The organism is Desulfitobacterium dichloroeliminans LMG P-21439 (assembly GCF_000243135.2).
Classification (GTDB): domain Bacteria; phylum Bacillota; class Desulfitobacteriia; order Desulfitobacteriales; family Desulfitobacteriaceae; genus Desulfitobacterium; species Desulfitobacterium dichloroeliminans.
The window spans coordinates 733,388-757,522 of the sequence record NC_019903.1; the positions used below are offsets into that span (position 1 = coordinate 733,388).

The following is a 24,135-nucleotide window of genomic DNA, read 5'->3' on the forward strand; positions in this document are numbered from 1 at the left end:
TGTTTATATCGCGGTAAAAGAAGGAGGGCTATTAATGAAGATTAATATTACTAAGAAGGAATATATAAAGTTACTTGATGTTTTCTATATAGCGGATTGGATAATGCATGCATTTTATTCGGAGGATAAATTAGAAACAAAAGTGTATCGAGATTTAGAACAGAAGTTTCTTTCTCTGGCAAAGGAGTATGGGGTAGATGATTTAGTCGAAAAAGAAAACGATGAAGAATTATATTCACCAACAAGAAAGTTTGAAGATGAATCTTTAGCAATGGATTTCATTGAGGAGTTTGAGAAAGAGTCGTTTTGGGACGAGCTAATTGATCAGCTTTCAACAAGAGATCTTATAGAGAAGCATGGATCTGATGCTATGAGGCTAGTCTTTGAAGATGAAAAAATCAATAACGAATTCGAGGATTTAAGAGAGAAATACTCGAGTGAATTTGAAGAAAATGGGGTTAAAAAGTTACGGTTGATTTAGAGGGTCTTAACCGCGACATCGAATAACGTCTCCGGGATTCCCGACGTGTCCGTCGCCTCATGGCTGGCGCAAGACTTGCCGTGGTGAAGTTAAAGTCTCATATCTTTAGCCAATCTGATCTTGTTTCTGACGCGGCATCAGATAACCCTGAATTCCCAAAACTTTGCAAAGATGCATGTAGAAAGACGCTTCGAGAATTCAGGGAACGTTAGGTGACATCTGTCTTTCGGAGTTAGACTAAGAAGTCGTATTTTCTTTTTCCGTGTAAAACTCTTCGGATTTCAACAACATTTTCCTCATCAAGAACAACGTAAAATACTAAATAGTTTGCCACTATCAGCATTCTATAATTAAGAAGGATAAGTCTTTGGTCCTTAGGAATACTCCCTATATACGGAAAATGGGACAATTTAGATATAGCCTCATCAATTTCATTCAATAAATTTAGTGCGGCGGTCGGGTTGTCAATTTGGATATACTCAAGGATTTCTGTTAGATCTTTTTCAGCAATTGGTAGATACTCAATTCGAAACTTATTATTCATTAACCCGATTCCTCAACTTGGTCATAAGTTCTATATGAGAGACCCGTGGCATACCTGCAGTACTTTGTGCTTCTGCTTCGCCTAGTTTTTGATAGAGATTCAGTAAAGCCTGTTGTTTTTCATAAAGAGCCATACTCATTACTACTAGGTCGCCTTGACCATTCTTGGTAATGAAAACAGGTTCGCTTTCCTTATGACAGATTTCGGATATCTCGTTAAAGTTATTTCTTAAATCAGATATTGGTTTGATTATGGGCATAGATAACACCATCCTATCATTATAGATAATAATATTATATCATAATTATGATAGATAGATGCAAGCGACAGACCGTCCGATAACAGAGGAGTCCCGCAACTAGGGGAAGATGAATGTGGTTGGGACGCTGCGGGACTCCACAGAACGTTATACGACATATCGTGCAGTGCCGCGCGTCCATGCGCGGATTTTATAGGGGAAGGGTTAATAGTAGTTTCACGAAAGTAGAATATAATGTGAATTGAGTATGAAGAATTGGTTGTACAATACTAAAAGACTAGGACTTTATTCATTTTAAATCCCTGGAGCAAATAAGGGGGAATGTTTTATGGGGAGTTTATTAGTTAAAGTTAAGGAGTACTTATTGTTCTTCTTGGTATTTTTAGGACTTATCTACCTATTTGATGAATTGTGGAATTGGTTCTATGGAGATTCATTAATACGAAATGCATTTGCAGTAACGATTACTATAATATTAATTGATGTCGGTAAAATAGTATGTCAAGGGTTTAGGAAGAAAGAAGACAGTGCTGATCATCACTAATTAATGAGTTGGTCCAAAAGGTAGTCTATGAGTAGTTTGCAAGTAGGTGGTCGTTATACTATTTTTAGATTTTCCTAGGATTTAACATTCTTCAGTATTGGGAAATACCTGAGTGATAATATGTATTCAAGGTCATTTTTTAAGGTAGCGCCATCCTTGGCGTGGTAAAAGTTCCTGGGATATTGCTTTTCATATGTAGAAAAAGACGAATTAAATATATGAGGTGATGGGCAATTAATAGTTTAAAATTAAATAAGACAAATAAACTTTTTAGTCGTAAGCCATATAAAAACTTAAACAGATTTATAATTGTAGTATATATTTTGTTCATACTGGTATTTTTCTCTAGAGAGAAATTGTATAAATTAGATAGTCAGTATATTACTCTATTTGCTGGTACTGCACCAAATCTTATACCCAGTTTCCTTTTTACCTTAATAGGTATATTCTATATAGTGCCTTTTTACAAAGGTATCGAAGCAATCAATAAATCGATATTTATATATTTAATTAATGTACTTAATATTGTCTTTTTTATATTAATTGAATATTTACATGTCGTTTTCAAATTAGGGAAATGGGATGATTATGACATAGTTGCTTCTTTAATCGGTATAGGATTTTCTGCAGCTTTTTTATTTCAAGTCACGAAAGGATTTTATCGAAAAAATGATATGTGGTTGGGACGCCGCGGAAATTCCTAAACGTTAGGTGAGATGCAGAACATCATATGAAATGCCACAGAATGCCACGTGTCCATGCCGGATCAAGGAAAGTAAAGTTTAGCAGTGAAATCGAGGGGACGCAGCGTGAACCTGCGAAACGTTATATGACAGTGCGGAGAATGTTTCGTGAGTATAATTAGATAGTTTTAACGAAACGACAGAAAGAGGTATGATTATGGGGAGTCTTTCAAATAAGAGACCCTTAAGTTGCAAGTTTCTTATTCTTTTGCACTTAATATTAGGCATGGGTGCAGTTTTCGGAGGATTTGTACTAATCCTTGATCCCAGTGGGGGTATCATCAAAATGCCAATTAGTATACTTGAGCATTCGCCTTTTGATAATTTCCTGATCCCAGGCATGATACTATTTATCATTTTAGGAGTTTTCCCTTTGATTATATCGTTTGCCCTTGTGAAAAGGTGGGATTGGAATTTAGCAAATAGATTAAACATCTTTACCAAAATGCATTGGTCGTGGGCTTATTCCCTTTATATAGGATTTGCATTGATCGTCTGGATAACAGTAGAACTCTTCTTTATAAAAGGAATAGCCTTAGTTCACGTGGGGTATATTTTTCTAGGATTAATGATTCAAGGTGTAACAATGCTGCCATCTGTACAAAAACATTATTCTATTAAGTAAGTCCTCGTACTATAAATGGTCTTAATCGAATAACCAAAGATGAGTGAGGTTGTATTTGGAGTGCATTTGTAAGGAGGTCTATCATGAGGAAGAGAAAAATAACCTTAGTCCTTATGACTTTAATTATTGGTTTGAGTACAGTGATAATTGGTTGTTCAAATATTAATAGTAACCAACTTCCAGAAGAAATGGATAAGATAAAATTAGAGGTTGTCTCCAAAAGTGAACTGCCAGAGGGAATCAACTATGCGATTAAACTGAAAAATGGCAGCTCGTTTACAATTAAACAAAATACCGTGTATATTAGTTACCCGGTGAATAATGGAAGCAGTGGGTATATGGCTAATCAAGCCAAAGTTCAAGCGGAAGGGAATAAGTTAGATATTCGTCCTGGTGAAGAAATTGCTTTGAGTGTATTTATTCCTAATGTTTTCGATAGTGAAAAAGTGGACCAAAATCGACTTCAATATGAAATAGAGGGTTATATCAACGAAGTGAAAGATTCAAATCATTTTGGACAGTCAGGCGGTGACTTGTTTAATTAGAAGCATTTAAGGGAGTTGCCACTACACATAACACGAGGATTCCCGCGAGGGTGCGGATAAAAGGGTATATGGGGTAAGCCGCACTATATATCCTCTGTCACAAGACTTGCAATTTAGGTGGCATGAAAGAAGCAAGTCTTGCGCCAGCCCTGTTGGGACGCTGCGGGACTCCTCGAGACGTTATATGAAATGGCTTGCATCTGTTTCTAATATGTCTATTGGGAGGACAGGGATGATAATTAGGAAATTCGAGTATCTTGATACTGAAGAAATAATTGAGATCTGGTACAACGTAAGTGTACTAGCCCACTCGTTTATTTCCAAGGAAGTGTGGGATTCATACAAGAGTGAGTTAAGAAATAAGTATCTACCAGCAGCTGAGACATGGGTTGCCGAGGAAAGTGGTAATTTGATTGGCTTTATATCATTACTTGAAAATTTTATTGGAGCATTATTCGTTATACCAACAAAGCAAGGAAAAGGAGTCGGTACAAAACTAACCGAACTGGCAAAACAAGAAAAGGAACATTTAAACGTTGGTGTATACAATAAGAATATTGATGCGAAAAGATTTTATATCAAAAGCGGATTCACATATCTAGGGGAGGAAGTTCAGCAGGAAACAGGGGAATTAGTTATAAATATGATATTTGAGTAAGGCGAACCGGCCACTTCAGCTAACGGAGGAGTCCCGCAATTAGAGAATGATGCATGTGTTGGGACGCAGCGCGTCTATGCGCGTATTACGGAGTGTGGTTGCTGGTGCGCACTATGTAATAAGGTTTGTAGAGGTGATAAATTGAATAAGATAGAAAAACGGTTATTAAACCTAGCAATAGGTGAATTTGCAGCCCTATGTGCATTTATTTTTGTATTTAGAACACTAAATCTAGGAATGGCTAGTTTAATAGGATTTTCATATCTCATAATTATATTGTTACAAGGAAGTTTGTATTGGTCTTATAGATATATATTGTTGATTAGAAAAGAGAGTACTAGTCTTTATGCTATAAAAATTCTTAGGGTTTTAAGGCATTTAAACATGATTTTGATAGTAGTGATAACTATCTTAATGTCTATTATTAGTAGCAAAGATAATGATTTATTAATTGGTATTGGATTATTTCTATTCGGAATAGTTGAGTATATAAACTATTATTGGTATAGGTTAAGCTATGGGAAATCAGGATTTAATATCAGAATATTACTAGGCAAAAAACTACAAAAATCTAGCATAAACAAGTTGATTAGCAAATAGTGTTAAGACACATGATTCTTATATTGAGTACTAAAAATATGCGGAGGCTCAAGGGCCGCCGTCCTTGGCGCGGATTATTCATGTTTGTGAGGGGGTGAGTTTATGGATGATTTTACAAAGAAAGATATGGAGGAAGCACTTCGAGCCATAACTTTAATGATAAGCAAGACTAAGAATACAAAAGAAAAATTTGTACAAGGCACTTCTCAGCATACTTTACAGAAGAACAGGCTAAAAGCGCTAAATATAGCTTCGTCATTGATATCAAAAGAATTAGCAGAGAGTGATGTTATGGATTATTATACAAAAGAGGATTTAGAAAACGCGCTTGCACCAATAGCTTCTCTGATTAGCAAATCTGAAAAGGCAAACGAAAAATTAGCGCAAGGTACTTGGCAGCATACGATGCTAAGCAATAATATTAAAGCACTCTATATAGCTTCGCCATTGTTAATGAAGGCATTGAGCGAGTCCCACAACTTAGAATAGATGCAATGTAATAAGACGCTGCGTAAGCAAAAGACCTCGCATTCTTGCGCGGGTTTTCTTCGGGAATATCTTTATGTCTATTTCGTATTAGTAGGATTAAAGAGCTACAGATGATTTGTGTTGGGGGAGCAAAAATGAGTTATAAAATTGTTGCGTATTAGAATCCATATATAAAGGAGTTTAAATTGAAAAGATTATATCTTATACCCCTTCCGGCAATTATTATTGGGTCGTTAGCAATGTATATGAATGGAGTTTCAACGATTATTTGGAGTCAAAATATCTTTGCTTCATTGATAGCGGTGATACTTTCGGATCTTATATCACGAAAAACTAAAATCATAGGCAGTATTTTTAGTATCCCATTCGTTATACTGCTCTTATTGTTTGCTTTTTTCGACTTAGGTTTAGAAGGTGTCCACAGATGGGTATCTATTGGCCCCATAAGATTCTACATAGCAAGCATAGTATTACCTATCTTGATTATTGGGTTATGGAAAATTACAAAAAGGTTCAACTGGTGGATTCCGACTATAATTACAATGGGAGTGTCCCTACTACTAGCTTTACAACCTGACGCTTCTCAATCTACTGCTTTTATAATTCCGATGGCCATTATTTTATTTAATAAGGCAAGTAAAAGTCGTTATCGCTTAAGTGTTTCGTTTTTATTTTCTCTAATTATAATCCTTTCGTGGCTGTACTTAGATAATCTGCCCCCAGTACCTTATGTTGAAGAAATAGTTAAAATGGTAGCCAATATGGGTGTTGTATGGTTTGTTTTTGGAATCACGTCTCTTGTAATACTGCCATTGCCATTTTTCTTATTTCCACCGAAAAATGCTAAGTTGCCCGCAAAATGTCTTGGATTATACTTCGCAATTATTTTGATTTCCACACTATTTGGTAATTTTCCAGTTCCAATAATGGGATATGGAACTTCTCCGATAATCGGTTATTTTGTTGCTATTGCTTGGCTTATCAATGCTGAACCTAATTCGTAATTTCTTGAATTGCGTAACTAAAAGATACGGAGGCTCAAGGGGCCGCCGCCCATGGCGGGATTTAGACGAGAGAAACTTGAACAACGTATTTTCGCACATGCAGAATTAAGTGAAGCAAACACAGAAATAAAGGTGAAACGATGTCCGTTATAGTTATAGAAGGAGGTAATAAAATGCTTATTTTCCCAGCAGTTATTTCTCCCACGGTTGCAACTATTAGTGTTTTAATACCCTTTATTTTAGTACCTGCTGCTTTGATCACATTTGTGGTATGGATGATTAGAAAGATCAACAGAATTGACGAAAAACTTATGGATATTCAGGAAAAATTGAAGGACAGATAGGGTTCTGTTACGCAGTAGCTACTTTAACCGGCTTACCTTCGTTTATTTTGCGAAAAGTTTGGAGTCAATCGATAGGGAAAGGATACGTTGAATGAAGATTACCATAAGGCAAGAAACAAAAAGAGATTATCAAACAACAGAGGATATCGTTAAGAAAGCATTCAAAGATGCTGAATACAGTGACCAAAAGGAGCAGTTCTTGGTAAGTAGATTGAGAAATAGTAAAGTTTTCGTTCCAGAGCTATCTCTTATAGGTGAGGTTGACGGGGAGTTTATCGGGCATATCATGCTTACTAAGCTAATCATCGAGAATGATGAAAGGGAGTATGAAACATTAGCACTAGCTCCTGTCTCTGTTTTGCCAGAGTATCAGAATAAAGGTATTGGAAGTAAGATGATCAATGAAGGGCTGAGAATTGCTAAGGAATTGGGTTTCAAGTCAGTCATTGTTCTTGGACATGAAAAGTATTATCCTCGATTTGGATTTAGGCCAGCGAGCAGATGGAATATTAAGGCCCCTTTTGATGTGCCTGATGAATCGTTTATGGCATTGGAACTCGAAACCGGTAGTCTTGCTGAGGTTATAGGAACGGTCGTATATCCCCAAGAATTCTTTGAATGATTCGTAAGACTATAGGCAAATACAAGGGGCCGACGTCCTGTCGCCCTCTGAGTCTGGGGCGCGCGGCTTTATATAACAGCCAGTTCCCGTCACTTGAAGGATGATGAATATGGTTAGGGTGCGGCGGGAACCCGCAGGACGTTATCTGTCATTCGTATTTCGGAGATGAATTTGAGGTCTGATTTTGAGTTGAGGTTTTGGATTTGGTGTCTTGGAGGGATTAAGGATATGAAGGTAAAAATGATTACGGTTATTGTTTTAATACTAGCCCTATCTGGTTTAGTAGGATGTGCTGAGAAGAAATATCCAGAAGATGCTGTTGCATTAGTTAATGGAGTAATCATAAATGAACAAGAAATCGAAAAAGAAATAGCTGAAAGAAAGATGGTCATAGCGATTGGGGAAAAGATTAGATCGCTTGAAGCAAATAGTTTAACACCAAAAGAAGCCTTGATTCAATCGTTAAATATCACGGAAGATGAATTCAATTCGGAACAAATAAGATATATAGAGTCAACGGAAAGAGCAACATCAAAATTGCTTAGTAGTAATGAAGCGTTTAATATTCTGCTAAGGGAAGAGATTTATTACCAAGAGGCAGTGAAACAAGGGTACGAGGTTTCCGTTGATGAGGCCAAACAGATATTAGTAGAAAGTAATAAGGTGTCCAATGAAGTATTAAACGATGATGAAGAAGTATTAAGGAAACAAAATGAAATAACTAAATCTATTACTGATATTTATAAGCAATATGGATTTGAATCAGAAGAAGATTATCTAAATCAACGAATAGATAAATCTGCTCAGGCAATGACAATTAGTAGAATGAAAGGTCAATTTTCTAAAGTAATAACCGATAAGCTACCTGATTCAGATGGTGTTCAATTAAGTATGGATATCAGTAATTCATGGGATGATTATGGAGAGTTTCTCCTAGATAAGTCCAAGGTTAAGGTTCTTAACACAAAGTACAGTACGGAATTGTATGGTAAACCCTGGGGTTATGGCCTTTTAGACTTAAAGTAGATATTCAAGGGAACGGCGAACGACGGATAACAGGCATTTCCCAAAACCGAGAATAGATGAATGTAGTATGACGTGTCGGGGACTATGGTAACTTTATGCTGCACAAACAACAAGGAAGCGAGTTTTTCAAAGGGTACCAGAAGGTAATAACTAAACGGCAGTATATTTCTATTTCTATTGCCCTAGTGACATATATCATTATGGTTTTCATACCGAAGCTCTTATAAGGTTGAGAATCTAGCTAATAAGGTTATTGCGTAGTTTATTATGATATGACGTTATACAAAATAGGCGTGTCAGAGGTAAGCGTCAAACAAGTCGGTGTATAGAAAAAGGGTAAAAACCAGTATAAACTAAGTTTTTACCCTATTTGCAGACAGCCTGTACATCTGGACTCCACGGCAGATAATCTTCAAGAAATTCTGGGTATTGACCGAACTGCACCCCGGGCAACTCTTTAAAGATGAAACAAAGATATTTATAGGGATTCAGGCCATTGGCCTTAGCCGCTTCAATCATGCTGTAAACGGCAGCGCTAGCAGTTGCTCCTTTCGGGCTTCCACTAAACAGCCAGTTCTTTCGTCCGATCGTAAAGGGGCGGATGCTGTTTTCAGCTAAGTTGTTCGAGATGGAGCAGTTTCCATCCAACAGATAATTGATCAATTCCTGTTTATGGTTTATGGCGTAATTAAGAGCTTGCCCCAGTTTAGATTTAGGGAGAACCTTTTTCTTATTGTAATCTACCCATGCCCAAAAGGCCTCCAAAACAGGTTGCTCCTGTTTCAGACGCTCGGATTGTCGCTCTTCCCTTGAACACCCTTCAAGAGTCTTCTCTATCTCAAAGAGCTCATTACAGAATCGAACTCCATCGCTTACCAAAGTGGCTTCCGGGCTATGGATATCCTTCGGCAGGGCATCAACGAAATTCCTTCGAACATGAGCCCAGCACAGGCATCGCGTGATTCCCTCCACCTTTTGGTAGCCTGAGTAGGCATCCGAGTGGAGGTATCCCTTAAATCCTTTCAGGAATTTCTGAGGATATTTACCACTTCTGCCTGGTTGGTACTCGAAGATCCGGATGGGATGCTTACAGTGTTTGCTCGTACTGTAAACCCACATGTAAGAATCCGTGGTATTCTTTCGGCCCTCTTCGTTGAGGACTTGAACCGGAGTTTCGTCAGCATGCAGGAAGTTTTCCTCCAAGAGCTTCTGATGCATCCGTTGCAAAAGCGGGGTCAGCCAATCTCGGGCTGCGACCATGATCCAATTGGCCATGGTGGCACGGCTTAATTCAACGCCCAGCGTCTTCCACTCCTTTTCCTGACGGTACAGAGGAAGCGCGTTGACAAACTTCTGATGCATCACCCAAGCTACTGTGGAGGGAGATGCCATGGAGTGTTGAATGACTGGCGAAGGTACAGGTGCTTTCTCCATATAGGGCAAGTTATTCTTACGGCAGCTACGGCACTCGAAGGTTTCGCGGTAAATATCGATTACTCTTACTTTTGCAGGGATGAATTCAATTTCGGTTCTCACGAACTCTTCTCCCACAGAGACCAGTGTCGTCTGACACTCTTCGCAGGACCGGTCATCTTCTAAGAGAGTACAGAACCGCTTTTCATGGGGAAGGTCTTTCAAAAGTTCCTTACGCTGACCGTCGAATTTCTTTCTCTGGTACCCCTCGACTTGCTTAAGGTCCGGTTCCACAGCCTTAGGATTAGATTCCGTTTCTGCTTCATCAAAAAGAGACATCTGTCCCACAGAAAGGACGGATGTCTTCTCAGAGCTTCGACCAAAGAGTTTACGGGTCAGATGATGAACGGTTTCATGAAGAAGTTTGTTTTCCTTCTCTAGTTCGGTGATGCGGTTTTCAAGAGTTTTTACCGATTTTACTTCACTCATCAGCCCTAAATCCTTTGCGTTTCTCACTGCATTTAGTATAGCATGAAAACGCCATAAAGTCCAGTAACCATGCAGGTTTGGGCCATTTCTTTATACCGAAAAGCAGCCTGTGGAATCCCACTTTTTCACGGCCTTAGGCTGATCAATAGACAGCCCTTCCATAAGCCAGCGGAATTCCTGGCGGGTAATCCCGCGAACTGCTTCAGCATTCTTGGGCCATTGGAATTTGCTCTTTTCAAGTCGCTTATACAGAAGAACAAAGCCATCCCCTTCCCAATAGAGTGCCTTCAGTCGATCATGCCGACGGCCACAAAAGAGAAACAAACTATTTTGAAAGGGGTTGAGCTGAAAGTTTTGCTGAACTAGGGCTGCCAGTCCGTCTATGGACTTACGCATGTCGGTATACCCGCAGGCGAGGTAGATTTTCTCGGCCTTAGAGATGTCACCGAACATGTTGAAGTGCTCTAAGAGTATTCTCGATTAAGTTCAACGAGGCAGTGTTATGAATTTCTAGACTTGCGGAATCTAAGCGAACCACGATCGCTGGTGACAAGGAATCTGTCGCCGGAGAACTGACCTGGGGAAGTGAAAAGGATACGGGTACGATAGAATTGTTTTCGTTTTGAAGTGCCGGAAGAGCCTCACAGGCGGCAGTGCGGACTCGTCTCAACCAATAGAAGTAACTACTTGGATGAATATTATGTTCAGCACACCATGCGGAGACTGTTTGCCCACTGCTGCGACATTCACTAATAAGTCGAGTCCATTTCTTCAATCGATAGTTTTGTGTGACTTTCTGAGTATCCACTTTAATCCTCCTTTGAAGTTTTTCAAGTCTACTTGAAAAACTCTAAAAACTTCAATTTACGAGGATTGTCTCATAGTTTCCGAGATGGGGCTATACACTACCTTATTAGGCGCTTACTGTCAGAGTCGTATAAAAGCTATTTGAAATTGGAGAATAAAGCTTGTAAGGTTTTGGAGTTATGGGAGCCGCCTTCCGTGGCGGCTTCTGAGACTTGGGGCGTATGGCGCCGGATAGTAGAGGATTCTCGCAACTTAGAGAATGAATGTGAACAATTGTGACCCCGACGAGTTTTAAGGAAGTTAAAGCGTGTACGAGAGTTTTTCTTGCTCCAAGAATAAACAAACAAAAGGGAAATGTACGGTAACGTAGAAATAGATAAGCATACATTTCCCAATTAGATAGCAATAGCTTATGAGGAATTTGCAGAATTTTAAGAAATCAGAGTAAATTAGACTTCGAACAACTTGATTAAAGTGCCATTTGAATAATGCGTTGCTGATAAATATAACATTATTCGGAGGAGAAGATGCTTTAATGAAACAGAAAAACGACCTGGACAGGTGGATGCAAATGCATACCGATGCAACTATGCTGAAGGAATTGGAAACACTTGTTCGAGAGAGCTGGGAGAGGAGCCTAAACTATAAAGTTGATTATATTAATGCACTTCCAGAAGAAATTCCCCCGAAGGAATTTGCCAGAATCAAACAGGCAAATAAACGGATTTGCATCTATACCAGCAGTATCATCTCTTTCCCACTAACAAAGATTCAAGTCCCTGAAAGTGGCGTATTGTTATTCGACAATACAGGCTGCCTACTACAGATCTACGGTCAAGAAGTGTTCCGGGCCTGGGCAGAGGTAAATCAGATTAAAATTGGAACCCGTTGGACGGAACAGGCCATTGGGGCCAATGTTGTCTCATTGGGTATGCGCCTTGAAGGCACTGTAACATTGATTGGCTCAGAAAATTACTCTCGTTTTTTGACCAATGGAATCTTTGCTTATTCGCCTATTAAACTCGAAAACGGTGAACTATTGGGAAGTGTAGTCTTGGCCGCACCCCTACGTACTCAAGTCACCTATCTTCGCCCCCTCTCCTTTATGGTCGCACGAGAAGTTGAGCTGCAAATGTTTTGGTTTAATATGATTGGCCTATACAGCAATGTAACAGAAAACATTGGTATAATATGCCTTGACCAGTCCACTGGCCAAAATCGTGTTTTAATTACTAATGATGAAACAATTAAACTTCTTGGCCTTGTCCAAAAGGATTATTTTTATGATAAGCTCGAGACAATTATTGATATGACTGAGGAAAATGAACAATTTTGGTCCATAGTCAATAATAAGACAAAAGTCCGAGATATGAGGATTTCCTTAATGGTTAAGGGCAGGAAGACCGAAGTTAGTCTCAGCACATCGGCCTATAAGGAAACCATATTCCATATGAACGGCATATTTCTGTATATGCATTCCATCAAACACATCAAAAAGCTAGTTGCCCAATATGGCGGTAACATAGCCCGATATGGATTCGAGGATATTATCGGCGAAAGTAAACCTATGCTGGATGTAGTCCACCAAGCCAAAAACGCTTCGCTCACAGACAGCAATATCCTGCTTTTAGGCGAAAGCGGGGTCGGTAAAGATGTTTTGGCTCAAGCAATCCACAACAGTAGCAGGCGTAAAGGCAAACCTTTTGTTGCGATTAACTGTGCTGCATTTTCAAAAGAACTGATTTCCAGCGAATTGTTTGGTTATGAAGCTGGTGCTTTCACAGGGTCAAGAAAAGAAGGGCAAATGGGGAAATTTGAACTCGCCAACCAAGGTACGCTGTTCCTTGATGAAATTGGGGACATGCCAATGGATCTGCAAGCTGTTTTGCTCCGGGTACTTGAGGAAGGTTGTTTCCGCAAGGTGGGTGGCAACACGATTGTCAATGTGAATGTGCGAATTATTGCAGCGTCCAATAAGAATCTTAAGGAAAAAGTCGCCAATGGTCAATTTCGGGGAGATTTGTTTTATCGTCTCGGTGTCGTACGCATACTAATTCCCCCCTTGCGGCATCGCGGTAGTGATATGCGATTGTTTATAAATTTTTTTATTAAACAAATATGTGCGCGGCTGAATAAACCAACGGTCACTCTCTCTAAAAACGCATTGGAGTTTTTGAACCAATACCCGTGGCCAGGTAATGTGCGCGAGCTTAGAAATCTCTTAGAAGGAATCATCAATACAACGGCCACGTCGGTAATCGATGACTCCGAAATCCGCCGCTATCTTGGTGATTTTGAGCAGCAAGCCCGAAATAGAGAAGATTATACTATAGCAAAGGAACGCATGCAGAGCGAAGACGAGTATATCTATGATGAGCGCAGAGAGTTTTCCTATGCCCTGAAACTATGCAATAACAATAAAACAAAGGCAGCCTCTTATTTGAACATGCCACTTAGTACTTTTTACCGGAGATTAAAAAAATATGGAATGTTTTGCTAGGGAAATATTCTCAATGGTTTGCTTTGACATGATATGACATGATATGAAGTGGTATGGCGTGACATGGCGCGGTATGACGCAATATGATAGGAATAGATTGATTTTGCTTTAGGGCATTAGCATATATGAAATAAATAAAAAGATTAATAATAAGACCCAAAAGGCCATTCTTCCCAGTATGAGTAACGACTCAGAACACTGTGAAGAGTGGCTTTTTTGATTGCTATTACCATGGGGATATTCCAATGAGGTTTTGTTGTCTTGAGCCAACAAGGACTTGGCATGAAAATTGCTTTATATATGTTGTAGACTTGCTTATTGCTTGGAAATAAGAGCAACAGGAGGTGGACATATGATTACCGTTGGTTTAGACAGTGGAAACCAAAATACTAGGGCAGTTGTCTTAAAAGATGGAAAAATTATTGGGAGAGCATCAGGTATGACAGAATTTGATGCCAAATTGGCAGCTGAGAAAATATTTGGTATTGCGCTTGCCAGTGCAGGTGTACAAAGGGAGGAGATAAGTGCAGTATGGGCAACCGGAGCGGGGAGAAACATGGTGGTTTTCGCCGATGGAAGGATCAATGAGGTGGGGTCAGCAGCCAGAGGTGCACGCTTCTTAAATCCTGATGCGAATCTAGTCATCGATTTAGGAGCGGAAGGTTGCCGAGCTATTCGGCTGACCCCGGACGGAAAGGTCAAAAATTATGAGGTTAATGATAAATGCGCCTCAGGAGCTGGCACCTTTATCGAGGCTATGGCCCGTACCCTACAAATTAACATCGAAGAGATGGGGGCCTACTCCCTGCGTCATAGTAAAGAAGTACCTATGAACGCCCAGTGCGTGGTCTTTGCTGAGTCGGAGGTCATATCGCTTATTCATCAACAGGAGACTATAGAAGATATCGCTTATGGCATTCACGTCGGTATCGCCAGTCGTGTGGTTTCCTTGATTCGTCGTGTGGGAGTCGTCGAGGGCATCCAATTGATTGGTGGCCCGGGGCACAATGAAGGCTTGGTATATTGCATGCAGAGGGAGTTGGGTAAGGAGGTTTTTGTCTCCGAAGAAACAGACTATATAAGTAGCATTGGTGCTGCATCCTACGCGACTGAGTATGAACAAAAGGAGGTGTAGTAATGAACAAGGTAAAAAACAGCGATTATTGGAGGTGGCAAGAATCTAGCTGGAAAAACCCTGAAATTCCCGACTGGCATGGTTGTTTGATTACCGCCGGGGTGGATATCGGCTCCACCAGTACTCAGGCGGTCATCATGGCCGACGGTCAGATGTATGCATACTCAAATATCCGTACCGGGTCAAATAGTCCGGACTCTGCGATTCAGGCCATTGATTGGGCTATGGAGGGAACAGGATTGACCTTGGAGGACCTGCATTATACCGTAGGTACCGGGTATGGGCGAGTAAACGTTCCCTTTGCCACCAAAACCGTCACGGAGATAACCTGTCATGCCCGGGGGGCTAATTATATATACGGCCCCACTCTCCGCACTCTGTTGGATATGGGTGGACAGGACTGCAAGGCTATTCATTGTGACGAAAAGGGTATGGTCACTTCCTTTATGATGAACGACAAATGCGCGGCTGGAACGGGGCGGGGCATGGAGGTCATTGCTAATTTACTCTCTGTACACGTGGAGGATATCGGCGAGATGTCCTTCATGATTGATGAAGAACCGGCGCCAGTTTCCAGTGTATGTGTGATTTTTGCCAAGACAGAGGCCACAAATCTTATGCGTGCAGGCTGGACGAGAGAAAAGGTTCTGGCTGCCTACTGCCATGCTATGGCCTTGCGGGTAGTGCGGCTGCTGGAACACAATGGAGTTGAAAAAGAGTTTGCTATTACCGGCGGCATTGCCAAAAATATCGGAGTCACTCGCAGGATCGAAAGACTGTTGGGATTGGAGGCCCTTAGGCCCTCATTCGATACTCAGATTGCCGGTGCACTGGGTGGAGCGCTCATCGCAAAAGAACTCCAGGAGAAAAAGAAGTTAAATGAGATGATTCGTTTGGAGAGGACGTCATGATAGCCAATTATGGTTTTAATGACGGTTCCGGAGAATATTACCTTACGATTGATACGGCCAAATGCAAAACTTGCCAAGTAAGAGGATGCATTGATGGGTGCCATGCTAAAGTATTCGAAATGGAGATCGATGATTGGGACGATGAAGTTGCGGTAGTTAAGAGGGATACATGCAATCGGCTTAAATCCATCTGTACCGAGTGCAAGCCCTTACGTAACTATTCGGATTTGCTTCCCTGTGAAAAGGTCTGTGATTTAAGGGCCATTAGACATTTCTGGTAATAGATTATTTGTCGAAAGGTAGGGGCTTATTATGTGTATGGAAATGGAATACAAATGCATTCAATGTGAGGTCGATAATCGTGTCGCCAAAATCACAATGAATGTTCCGGAAAAAATGAATGCGCTGGATGCTCGGATGTCCGAGGAATTGGTAGCCATTATGGACGTAATAGAACATGACGATAATGTCAAGGCAGTTATTTTGACCGGTGTCGGCAAAGCATTTTGCGCAGGTGGCGATGTTACCATCTTCCCGAAGCTGACCTTGGAGCAAAGCATCCATGCTGTCCGGGAAGAAGGACGTTCTTTAGTTGCAGCTTTTACAAAATTGCCAAAACCAATTATCGCTGCCGTGAATGGCTATGCGGTTGGTGCTGGGTTGTCCTTGGCTTTGCTAAGTGATATCGTCATATCTTCTGAGAAAGCTTACTTTGGTGCAGCTTTTGTTAATATTGGGCTTATTCCTGATGTTGGCCAACTCTATTTTCTCCCGCGGCTGATTGGAATGCAAAAAGCCAAAGAGCTTGTCTTTACCGGCCGAAACATTGACGCTCAAGAGGCTTACGAGATGGGTTTGGTCAACAAAGTTGTCGAGCAGGACAAATTTGAAGAAGCTGTGAATAAGATGGGTCAACTTTTGGCGAGTAAGCCTGCACTTTCCATGGCCTCAAGTAAAGCGTTGCTGCATCAAAGCCTTGATATGGGCGTGGATGAACTCATTGAAATCGAAGGTATGACACAGGGAGTATGTATGCAATCAGAGGACTGTAAAGAAGGTATAAGTGCTTTTATGAACAAACGTAAACCTAATTTTAAATAATAACAAAGGAGAAGAAGATGAGCAAAGAAAATACATTAGTCGATGGAATTGGCATAAATAATCCATACATTGAGGCCTGGAAGCAGGAAGGGAAAAAAGTCATAGGCACAATCTGCTGTTATGTGCCGGAGGAGATCCTCCACGCTGCTGGCCTGCTTCCGATTCGTGTCCGGGCCACAGGCTGTACCGATAACAGTAACGCAGAAGCCTGGATGTCTCCTTTCAGTTGCAGCTATGCCCGCTCCTGTTTAGAGTTTCTGATGAATGGCACCTATGATTATCTCGACGGTTTAGTAGCTACCGACGGGTGTCTGATGGCCGGACGGATTTATGACAACTGGAAATACGCTGGCAAGGAAAAGATGAGTGGGAAGGATTATTTTCTAAGAATGATCGGCGCCCCACGGTTGATTAAAGATATTACCCTGCCTTTTTATATTGAGGAACTCACTGAACTTAAAAAAGGAATTGAAGAATTTACAGGCACGGTTATTACCGACGAAAAACTGCAGGAATCCATTGCCTTGTACAATGAAACTCGCCGGCTGATTAGAGAACTATATGACCTGCGCAAGAGTGATAACCCGGTCATCAGCGGCAGAGAAGCGCTAAACATAACCCTAGCCGCCATGTCCATGCCCAAAGAAGATTACAATCCAATGTTGAAAGATTTTCTTGCGGAGGCAGGGAAGAGGGAACCTCTTAAAGAGTCCCGTGCCCGCCTAATGATCATAGGCAGTGCTCTGGATGATCCGGAATACCTGAAGGTCATTGAAGACAAGGGTGGGCTGATCGTGGCTGATACCACATGCTACGGGAGCAGATATCTTTGGGAGCCCGTCGAGATGGATGGCGATGCCCTGACATCCCTAGCCAAAGCATATCTGAGCCGGCCGACCTGCCCGCGGATGTGCAATTTGCATAATGAGATTCATGATTTCATGTTGCAAATGGCAAAAGACTTCCGCATTGACGGGATTGTGTATACGAGAATGAAGTATTGCGAGATTTGGGGTGGGGAAAATGTCTTCTTTGAAGAGAAGATTAAAGAAGCAAATATTCCATTGCTCACCGTAGAACGTGAGGAAATCTTGACTAACGCAGGACAGTTGGCTGTTAGAGCGGAGGCATTTATTGAGATGATTGAGGGAGGGAAAATGTAATGAGCGAAAATAAGGAAAATTTCAATCTTATACAAAATATTGCAGATACTGTGGATTCAATTTCTAATTATATGCAACAAAAGGCTCCTAATATGATGTGGACAGTTGATATTCAGCAAGCTTACTGGAAAAGTGTGGCTGAAGCTAAAGCGAATGGCAAAAAAGTTATTTATGGCGGAGCCTGTGCGCCTGTAGAATTGTTCTATGCCTTCGACACTGTACCCTTTCTCTTGGATATGATTCCCACACGTATTGCTTCCCAGCCCGAACTGGCTGGAAAATACATCGATATTGCTGAGAAGCATGTATGTTCCAGTATGTGTGCCATTGATAAAGTTGATCTCGGCGCGATTCTATCCGGTGATATGCCCGAGAAGCCAGATGCTTTTGTCTATACTTCTGTACCCTGTGACTCATCAAGGGTGGCCTATCCTTACATCGCTGAACATCTTGGGGTTCCCAGCTATTGCATGGATGTTCCATATCGCAAAGATGAGAGAAGCTATCGGTATATGGCCGAGCAATACAAAGAAATCGTGGTCTTTTTAGAGCGCATAACTGGGAAAAAGCTGGATTGGGATAAGTTTGCTGAAGTCATGGAGATCTCCAACAAAACCAATATCTTAATGAAGAAAATCGCCGATTTACGCAAAAATACCCCCTGTCCTCTCCCAGGTAAACTGCTTGTCTTAAACGAAATGATTCCGACAATGGTTGGATCCCCTGACATGCTTAAGTACTTAGAGGCTCAATATGCCCTGGGCAAATACATGGTTGCTAAAGGACTGGGCGCGGTTAAAGAAGAGAAGTTCAGGGTTACCTGGCTGCAAAACATGCTCTGGTCTAATACTGGTATTTTGGACTGGATGGAGAAGAAATATGGCGCTGTTCTAGTCATGGACGGTTTCGGCTATCAAGAGACGGCATTGTTCAAGGATTACTATGATCAAGAAGATGTGTTCATAACCCTAGCTAAGAAAGGCTTGGCTTTGCCGATGATCCATGGCGCCGCTGGACCCGTCGAAGACTATGTTAACATGGTCGACAACATTATAGAGGAGTATAACATAAATGTGTCAATGTTTGTCGGGCATGTTGGCTGTAAGCATACTTGGGCGGCAGGGAAGATCATCGCTGATATGGTTCAGGAGAAATATGGAATGCCGACCTTGAACTTGGATGTGGATGCCATAGATGGCCGCTATAAGAAGACCGAAGAGATCAAAGCTATCATTGAAGAATACATGGATACTCTTATTGAAAACCAAGGAAAAAAAGGCAACTAACACGAACGAGGATGCCCCGATACTATAATCTAACGACTGGCTTGAGCCAATGGAAAGTGAGATGATCCTAATGCAAGCGATAAAAACTATTGCCATTACCGGCAAAGGAGGTACAGGGAAAACGGCGATCGCCACCCTTTTAATAAAGCAACTAGCAGAACGGTTTGATAAAGTTCTCGCTATTGATGCGGATTCCGCCATGAGCCTTCCTTATACCTTAGGAATCAAAGTCGAAAAAACAGTTAGTGATATCCGCAAGGAACTCATTGGCTCTCAACAAGCAAAAAAAATGCTCTTGGAAAGCGGCCCTACGAAAACAGTTATGCGCAAAATTCTGTCCCATGGAGAAGGGTTTGATTTGCTGGCAATGGGACGGCCCGAAGAACCTGGGTGCTTTTGCGCGGTCAATGACCTGTTGCGTTACGGAATAGATACACTAATTTCTGATTATGATATCGCGGTTATAGATGGCGAGGCCGGACCGGAACAATTGAACCGTAGAGTGCTCAAAAGTATCGATGTCTTGCTGGTTGTTGCCGATATGTCCCTGAGAAGTCTTGAAACCGCCGCAAGTATCATCAAGGTAGCCGAGGGCTACGACAGTGAAGTTCGTGTCAAAAAAGCGGGTCTTGTTCTCAATCGGGTTCGGGAAGACAAACCGGCACAGGAAATGCTTGATAAGATCGGGTTAGAAGTTTTTGGCTGGCTTCCTGAAGATAAATCCATTAACGAATTTGACCGCGCGGGAAGGTCTTTGCTGGAACTCGCTCCAGATTCCCCCTGTCCCAGAGCTGTTCGCACGATCCTTGAGAAGATTCTTTCAGAAAGCATGTAAAGAATTAGACAAAAGTCTCACAATCATCTGCATCATTTGAGACCACAATTGCTAATGCGGGAATGTCATGTCGAGAGATGAAGTCTCTATGGCTATAGTCTATACAAATGAAAGTGATAACGACCCCATGGATGACGAAGTAAGAAGGGCAAGTGACCAAGTGTTTAAATAATGAGTCAAAGGAGAAGATGATGAGCATGAGTAAAGGAAATTCATTAATCGATGGAATTGGCATAAATAATCCTTACATTGAAGCCTGGAAGCAGGAAGGGAAAAAAGTCATAGGCACAATCTGCTGTTATGTGCCGGAGGAGATCCTCCACGCTGCTGGCCTACTTCCGATTCGTGTCCGGGCCACAGGCTGTACCGATAACAGTAACGCAGAAGCCTGGATGTCTCCTTTCAGTTGCAGCTATGCCCGCTCCTGTTTAGAGTTTCTGATGAATGGCACCTATGATTATCTCGACGGTTTAGTAGCTACCGACGGGTGTCTGATGGCCGGACGGATTTATGACAACTGGAAATACGCAGGCAAGGAAAAGATGAGTGGGAAGGATTATTTTCTAAGAATGATCGGCGCCCCACGATTGATTAAAGATATTACCCTGCCTTTTTATATTGAAGAACTCACTGAACTCAAAAAAGGAATTGAAGAATTTGCAGGCACGGTTATTACCGACGAAAAACTGCTGGAATCCATTGCCTTGTACAATGAAACTCGCCGGCTGATTAGAGAACTATATGACCTGCGCAAGAGTGATAACCCGGTCATCAGCGGCAGAGAAGCTCTAAACATAACCCTAGCCGCCATGTCCATGCCCAAAGAAGATTACAATCGAATGTTGAAAGATTTTCTTGCGGAGGCAGGAAAGAGGGAACCTCTTAAAGAGTCCCGTGCCCGCCTAATGATCATAGGCAGTGCTCTGGATGATCCGGAATACCTGAAGGTCATTGAAGACAAGGGTGGGCTGATCGTGGCTGATACCACATGCTACGGGAGCAGATATCTTTGGGAGCCCGTCGAGATGGATGGCGATGCCCTGACATCCCTAGCCAAAGCATATCTGAGCCGGCCGACCTGCCCGCGGATGTGCAATTTGCATAATGAGATTCATGATTTCATGTTCCAAATGGCAAAAGATTTCCGCATTGATGGGATTGTGTATACGAGAATGAAGTATTGCGAGATCTGGGGTGGGGAAAATGTCTTCTTTGAAGAGAAGATTAAAGAAGCAAATATTCCATTGCTCACCGTAGAACGTGAGGAAATCTTGACTAACGCAGGACAGTTGGCTGTTAGAGCGGAGGCATTTATTGAGATGATTGAGGGAGGGAAAATGTAAATGGCTGAAAAAGTTGACCTCATAAAGAATATTTCTGACTCTGCGGATACGGCAGTTAAGCATGTTGGAGAGAAATACCCACAAAACCTGTGGATGTTTGATGTGCAAAAGGCCTATTGGAATGCAGTCAATACGGCCCATGACGAAGGAAAGAAACTGATTTATATGGGTGCTTGCGCTCCCATGGAATTGATTTATGCCTTTGACGGAGTACCTTTAATTCTCGATATCATTTCAACTCGCTGTGCCACTGAATCGGACCTTGCCGCCAAATATGTTGACATAGCCGAAAAGCATGTAACTTCCAGCATGTGCGGGATTGACAAAGTTGCCCTTGGTGCAGTCATTAGCGGCGATATAGCGGATAAGCCGGATGCCTTTATATATTCAACGGTACCCTGCGATTCATCTAGGGTTTCTTATCCGTATATTGATCAATATATCGGTGTTCCCAGTTATTGTATGGATATCCCTTACCGCAAGGACGAACAGGGTTATCGGTATATAGCCGAACAAAACAAGGAAATCGTTAGTTTTTTAGAACATGTGACTGGGAATAAACTAGATTGGGATAAGCTCGAAGAAGTCATGGAGATCTCTAATAAGACCAATATTTTAATGAAGAAAATTGCCGACTTGCGTAAAAATAAACCTTGTCCGCTCCCAGGGTCCCTCTTATTCTTAAATCAACTCATTCCGGCCATGGCAGGGAGCCCAGATATGCTGAAGTGCTTGGAAGCCCAATATAAGGTTGGGAAATACATTGTGGATAAGGGTCTAGGCTCCACTAAGGAAGAGAAATTCCGAGTTCTGTGGATGCAGAACATGCTGTGGTCCAATATCAAAGTCCTAGCTTGGCTGGAGAAAAAATACGGAGCGGCTATTGTAATGGAAGCCTTCGGATATCAAGAGACTCCCTTGTTTAAGGATTTTAAGGATCCTGACCATGTGTTTATGACTTTGGCAAAAAAGGCACTTGCTTTGCCCATGATCCACGGGTCATCCGGGCCTGTTGAAGACTATATGAATCTTGTGGATCAGTGCATGGCAGACTATGACATCAATGTGGCTATGTATGTAGGACATGTGGGCTGTAAGCATACCTGGGCTGCTGGAAAAATTATCAAAGATATGGTTATGGATAAATACGGAATACCTACTCTGACTTTAGATGTGGATGCCATCGATAGCCGCTATAAGAGTACCGAAGAAATTGAATCGGTAATCGGAGAATACATGGATACCCTGATTGAAAACCAAAGTGCCTAACATCCTACTTTATTAAAGGGGTTAAGTCCGTGGTGTTAATCAGATGGTATTAATCCAATCTGAATTAATATTTAATTTTGAAAGGGGATATAAAAGTGGACGTTAAAAGTGTATACCAATCTAAACTCACCACCGCTGCTGAAGCAGCAAAATTGATTAAATCCGGTGATCGTGTCTACGTTGCGCCTTTCACAGGAATCCCTATTGATATCCTCAACGCTATAGTCGATCGATACGAGGAATTGGATAATGTTCGCCTAACCGGAATCTTCATGACCAAGCCTATGCCCTTTCTCACAGACCCTAAATATCTCGGCCACCTGGAATATTGTACTTACTTTGTAATGCCGCCGGTAGAAAGGGCTGTAGCACCTTATGGACTCATGGAACATTCATCTGTGGATTTCTCTAAAACCCTTCATTTTCTCAAAAAAGTTCGCAAAGTTAAGAAACTAATTGCCGGAGTATCTACAATGGACGAGGAAGGGTATATGTACTTTGGCCCCCATGCCTCCAGCGTCAATGGCGCCGTAGCAGATGGTGCCGAGCAAATCATTGTTCAGGTCAACAGAAATATGCCTAAGATCAAAGGGGAAGACGTAAAAATACATGTAAGTCAAGTGGATTGCATCATTGAAGCCGATTATCCCATTTTCTCAGTCCCGGAGTCAGAAATAACCGAGCTTGATCAAAAAATCGCTGACTACATCATCCCTCTGGTAAGGGACGGCTCAACAATCCAAGTGGGTATTGGCGGTTTGGCCAATGCTGTAAGTTATGGCTTACAGAAAAGGAAAAACCTTAGAATCTATACGGAAATGATCTCAGAATCCATGAGGCGCCTCATAGAGGTAGGTGCTGTTGACCCGAACAGTAAAGCCATAGCCGGATTTGTTTACGGAAGTAATGAACTATATGATTGGTGCGCTAATAATGAACAGATTTATCTCCGTCAAACCAATAAGACCGCTCAAGTTAACGAGATTGCAAAAAATGATGACTTTGTGTCGATCAATACCTGCTTAATGGTTGATTTGACCGGTCAGGTCGCATCTGAAGCCGTAGGGACAAGAGTTGTTGCCGGAATGGGCGGTTCGTCAGTTTATGTCAGAGGTGCAACTCAAGCAAAAGGCGGTCAAAGCTTTATCTGTCTGCCATCTACAAGCGAAGTGGATGGTAAGCTTACATCCAATATCGTCTTCTCCTTTCCGCCTGCTACACCGGTTACGGTTCAAAGGTCGGACGTAATGAATATCGTTACGGAATACGGTATAGCTGATCTCTATACCCAGAGTGTCAGAGAACGTGCAAAACGCCTTATAGCAATTGCTCACCCGGATTTCAGGGAAGAACTGACTGCGCAGGCTAAAGCAGCAAAATATATCCTGTAAAAAAACAG

Annotated in this window: 28 protein-coding genes; 23 read left to right on the forward strand and 5 right to left on the reverse strand. The window is 41.6% G+C overall.

Annotation, left to right across the window (positions count from 1 at the left end; translation table 11 throughout):
* Positions 1–34 precede the first annotated feature (34 nt).
* Positions 35–481: a hypothetical protein gene (locus DESDI_RS03365; protein WP_015261230.1), complete on the forward strand. Its 447-nt coding sequence runs from the start codon at positions 35–37 to the stop codon at positions 479–481.
* A gap of 232 nt (positions 482–713) precedes the next feature.
* Here the strand turns inward: DESDI_RS03365 and DESDI_RS03370 are convergent, their stop codons facing one another.
* Together DESDI_RS03370 and DESDI_RS03375 are read right to left on the reverse strand one after the other, a co-directional pair.
* Positions 714–1,025: a type II toxin-antitoxin system RelE/ParE family toxin gene (locus DESDI_RS03370; RefSeq protein WP_015261231.1), complete on the reverse strand. Its 312-nt coding sequence runs from the start codon at positions 1,023–1,025 to the stop codon at positions 714–716.
* Positions 1,018–1,284, reverse strand: coding sequence for a type II toxin-antitoxin system Phd/YefM family antitoxin (locus DESDI_RS03375; RefSeq protein WP_015261232.1), 267 nt, complete (start codon positions 1,282–1,284; stop codon positions 1,018–1,020). Before DESDI_RS03375 ends, DESDI_RS03370 begins: the two co-directional genes overlap by 8 nt.
* Before the next feature lie 328 nt (positions 1,285–1,612).
* On the opposite strand from DESDI_RS03375, the gene DESDI_RS03380 reads away from it, so the two are divergent.
* The 11 genes from DESDI_RS03380 to DESDI_RS03425 all read left to right on the forward strand — a co-directional run bounded on the left by DESDI_RS03380 (position 1,613) and on the right by DESDI_RS03425 (position 8,484).
* A complete protein-coding gene (locus DESDI_RS03380) occupies positions 1,613–1,828 on the forward strand; it encodes a hypothetical protein (protein WP_015261233.1) in 216 nt (71 codons plus the stop codon).
* Positions 1,829–2,184: 356 nt separating this feature from the next.
* Positions 2,185–2,532: a hypothetical protein gene (locus DESDI_RS03385; protein ID WP_015261234.1), complete on the forward strand. Its 348-nt coding sequence runs from the start codon at positions 2,185–2,187 to the stop codon at positions 2,530–2,532.
* A gap of 196 nt (positions 2,533–2,728) precedes the next feature.
* A complete protein-coding gene (locus DESDI_RS03390) occupies positions 2,729–3,196 on the forward strand; it encodes a hypothetical protein (RefSeq protein WP_015261235.1) in 468 nt (155 codons plus the stop codon).
* Positions 3,197–3,279: 83 nt separating this feature from the next.
* Positions 3,280–3,741 (forward strand): hypothetical protein, encoded by a 462-nt coding sequence (locus DESDI_RS03395; RefSeq protein WP_015261236.1) that lies wholly within the window; start codon positions 3,280–3,282, stop codon positions 3,739–3,741.
* A gap of 184 nt (positions 3,742–3,925) precedes the next feature.
* A complete protein-coding gene (locus DESDI_RS03400; RefSeq protein ID WP_242825435.1) occupies positions 3,926–4,399 on the forward strand; it encodes a GNAT family N-acetyltransferase in 474 nt (157 codons plus the stop codon).
* Positions 4,400–4,540: 141 nt separating this feature from the next.
* Positions 4,541–4,999, forward strand: a complete 459-nt coding sequence (locus DESDI_RS03405) for a hypothetical protein (RefSeq protein WP_015261238.1) — start codon at positions 4,541–4,543, stop codon at positions 4,997–4,999.
* Positions 5,000–5,101: 102 nt separating this feature from the next.
* Complete coding sequence (locus DESDI_RS03410; RefSeq protein WP_015261239.1) at positions 5,102–5,488, forward strand: hypothetical protein; 387 nt, start codon at positions 5,102–5,104, stop codon at positions 5,486–5,488.
* Between the two features lie 185 nt (positions 5,489–5,673).
* Entirely contained in the window at positions 5,674–6,492 is an 819-nt protein-coding gene (locus tag DESDI_RS03415) for a cell division protein (protein WP_015261240.1), read from the forward strand.
* 173 nt (positions 6,493–6,665) lie between these two features.
* Positions 6,666–6,836, forward strand: a complete 171-nt coding sequence (locus DESDI_RS17795; protein ID WP_015261241.1) for a hypothetical protein — start codon at positions 6,666–6,668, stop codon at positions 6,834–6,836.
* Between the two features lie 91 nt (positions 6,837–6,927).
* Positions 6,928–7,458: a GNAT family N-acetyltransferase gene (locus DESDI_RS03420; RefSeq protein WP_015261242.1), complete on the forward strand. Its 531-nt coding sequence runs from the start codon at positions 6,928–6,930 to the stop codon at positions 7,456–7,458.
* Between the two features lie 228 nt (positions 7,459–7,686).
* Positions 7,687–8,484: a hypothetical protein gene (locus DESDI_RS03425; protein ID WP_015261243.1), complete on the forward strand. Its 798-nt coding sequence runs from the start codon at positions 7,687–7,689 to the stop codon at positions 8,482–8,484.
* Between the two features lie 366 nt (positions 8,485–8,850).
* Here DESDI_RS03425 and tnpC read toward each other — a convergent pair whose 3' ends face one another.
* From tnpC to tnpA, 3 genes are all read right to left on the reverse strand, one after another.
* The gene (gene tnpC / locus DESDI_RS03430) at positions 8,851–10,386 is read right to left on the reverse strand and encodes an IS66 family transposase (protein ID WP_015261244.1); all 1,536 of its coding nucleotides are present in this window, start codon (positions 10,384–10,386) and stop codon (positions 8,851–8,853) included.
* A gap of 90 nt (positions 10,387–10,476) precedes the next feature.
* On the reverse strand, positions 10,477–10,839 hold the full coding sequence (tnpB, locus tag DESDI_RS03435) for an IS66 family insertion sequence element accessory protein TnpB (protein ID WP_015261245.1): 363 nt from the start codon (positions 10,837–10,839) through the stop codon (positions 10,477–10,479).
* The gene (gene tnpA, locus DESDI_RS03440; protein ID WP_015261246.1) at positions 10,829–11,194 is read right to left on the reverse strand and encodes an IS66 family insertion sequence element accessory protein TnpA; all 366 of its coding nucleotides are present in this window, start codon (positions 11,192–11,194) and stop codon (positions 10,829–10,831) included. Before tnpA ends, tnpB begins: the two co-directional genes overlap by 11 nt.
* A 534-nt stretch (positions 11,195–11,728) precedes the next feature.
* On the opposite strand from tnpA, the gene DESDI_RS17220 reads away from it, so the two are divergent.
* The 11 genes from DESDI_RS17220 (at position 11,729) to DESDI_RS03495 (ending at position 24,127) form a co-directional block, all read left to right on the forward strand.
* Positions 11,729–13,693: a sigma-54 interaction domain-containing protein gene (locus DESDI_RS17220; RefSeq protein ID WP_015261247.1), complete on the forward strand. Its 1,965-nt coding sequence runs from the start codon at positions 11,729–11,731 to the stop codon at positions 13,691–13,693.
* A 352-nt stretch (positions 13,694–14,045) separates the two neighbouring features.
* A complete protein-coding gene (locus DESDI_RS03450) occupies positions 14,046–14,828 on the forward strand; it encodes an acyl-CoA dehydratase activase (protein WP_015261248.1) in 783 nt (260 codons plus the stop codon).
* Positions 14,829–14,830: 2 nt separating this feature from the next.
* Positions 14,831–15,739 carry a benzoyl-CoA reductase, bzd-type, subunit Q gene (bzdQ, locus tag DESDI_RS03455; protein WP_015261249.1) on the forward strand — a complete coding sequence of 303 codons (909 nt, stop codon included), beginning with the start codon at positions 14,831–14,833 and terminating at the stop codon, positions 15,737–15,739.
* The gene (locus DESDI_RS03460) at positions 15,736–16,020 is read left to right on the forward strand and encodes a hypothetical protein (RefSeq protein WP_015261250.1); all 285 of its coding nucleotides are present in this window, start codon (positions 15,736–15,738) and stop codon (positions 16,018–16,020) included. Before bzdQ ends, DESDI_RS03460 begins: the two co-directional genes overlap by 4 nt.
* A gap of 37 nt (positions 16,021–16,057) precedes the next feature.
* Positions 16,058–16,840 (forward strand): enoyl-CoA hydratase/isomerase family protein, encoded by a 783-nt coding sequence (locus tag DESDI_RS03465; RefSeq protein ID WP_051015654.1) that lies wholly within the window; start codon positions 16,058–16,060, stop codon positions 16,838–16,840.
* 17 nt (positions 16,841–16,857) lie between these two features.
* The gene (locus DESDI_RS03470; RefSeq protein ID WP_015261252.1) at positions 16,858–18,003 is read left to right on the forward strand and encodes a 2-hydroxyacyl-CoA dehydratase subunit D; all 1,146 of its coding nucleotides are present in this window, start codon (positions 16,858–16,860) and stop codon (positions 18,001–18,003) included.
* Positions 18,003–19,289: a 2-hydroxyacyl-CoA dehydratase family protein gene (locus DESDI_RS03475; protein WP_015261253.1), complete on the forward strand. Its 1,287-nt coding sequence runs from the start codon at positions 18,003–18,005 to the stop codon at positions 19,287–19,289. The genes DESDI_RS03470 and DESDI_RS03475 overlap by 1 nt, the downstream gene beginning before the upstream one ends.
* A gap of 70 nt (positions 19,290–19,359) precedes the next feature.
* Positions 19,360–20,124, forward strand: a complete 765-nt coding sequence (locus DESDI_RS03480; RefSeq protein WP_015261254.1) for an ATP-binding protein — start codon at positions 19,360–19,362, stop codon at positions 20,122–20,124.
* Between the two features lie 197 nt (positions 20,125–20,321).
* Positions 20,322–21,467: a 2-hydroxyacyl-CoA dehydratase subunit D gene (locus DESDI_RS03485; protein ID WP_156801103.1), complete on the forward strand. Its 1,146-nt coding sequence runs from the start codon at positions 20,322–20,324 to the stop codon at positions 21,465–21,467.
* Positions 21,468–22,736, forward strand: coding sequence for a 2-hydroxyacyl-CoA dehydratase family protein (locus DESDI_RS03490; RefSeq protein ID WP_015261256.1), 1,269 nt, complete (start codon positions 21,468–21,470; stop codon positions 22,734–22,736).
* A gap of 95 nt (positions 22,737–22,831) precedes the next feature.
* Positions 22,832–24,127 (forward strand): acetyl-CoA hydrolase/transferase family protein, encoded by a 1,296-nt coding sequence (locus tag DESDI_RS03495; RefSeq protein ID WP_015261257.1) that lies wholly within the window; start codon positions 22,832–22,834, stop codon positions 24,125–24,127.
* The last annotated feature ends 8 nt before the right edge of the window (positions 24,128–24,135 follow it).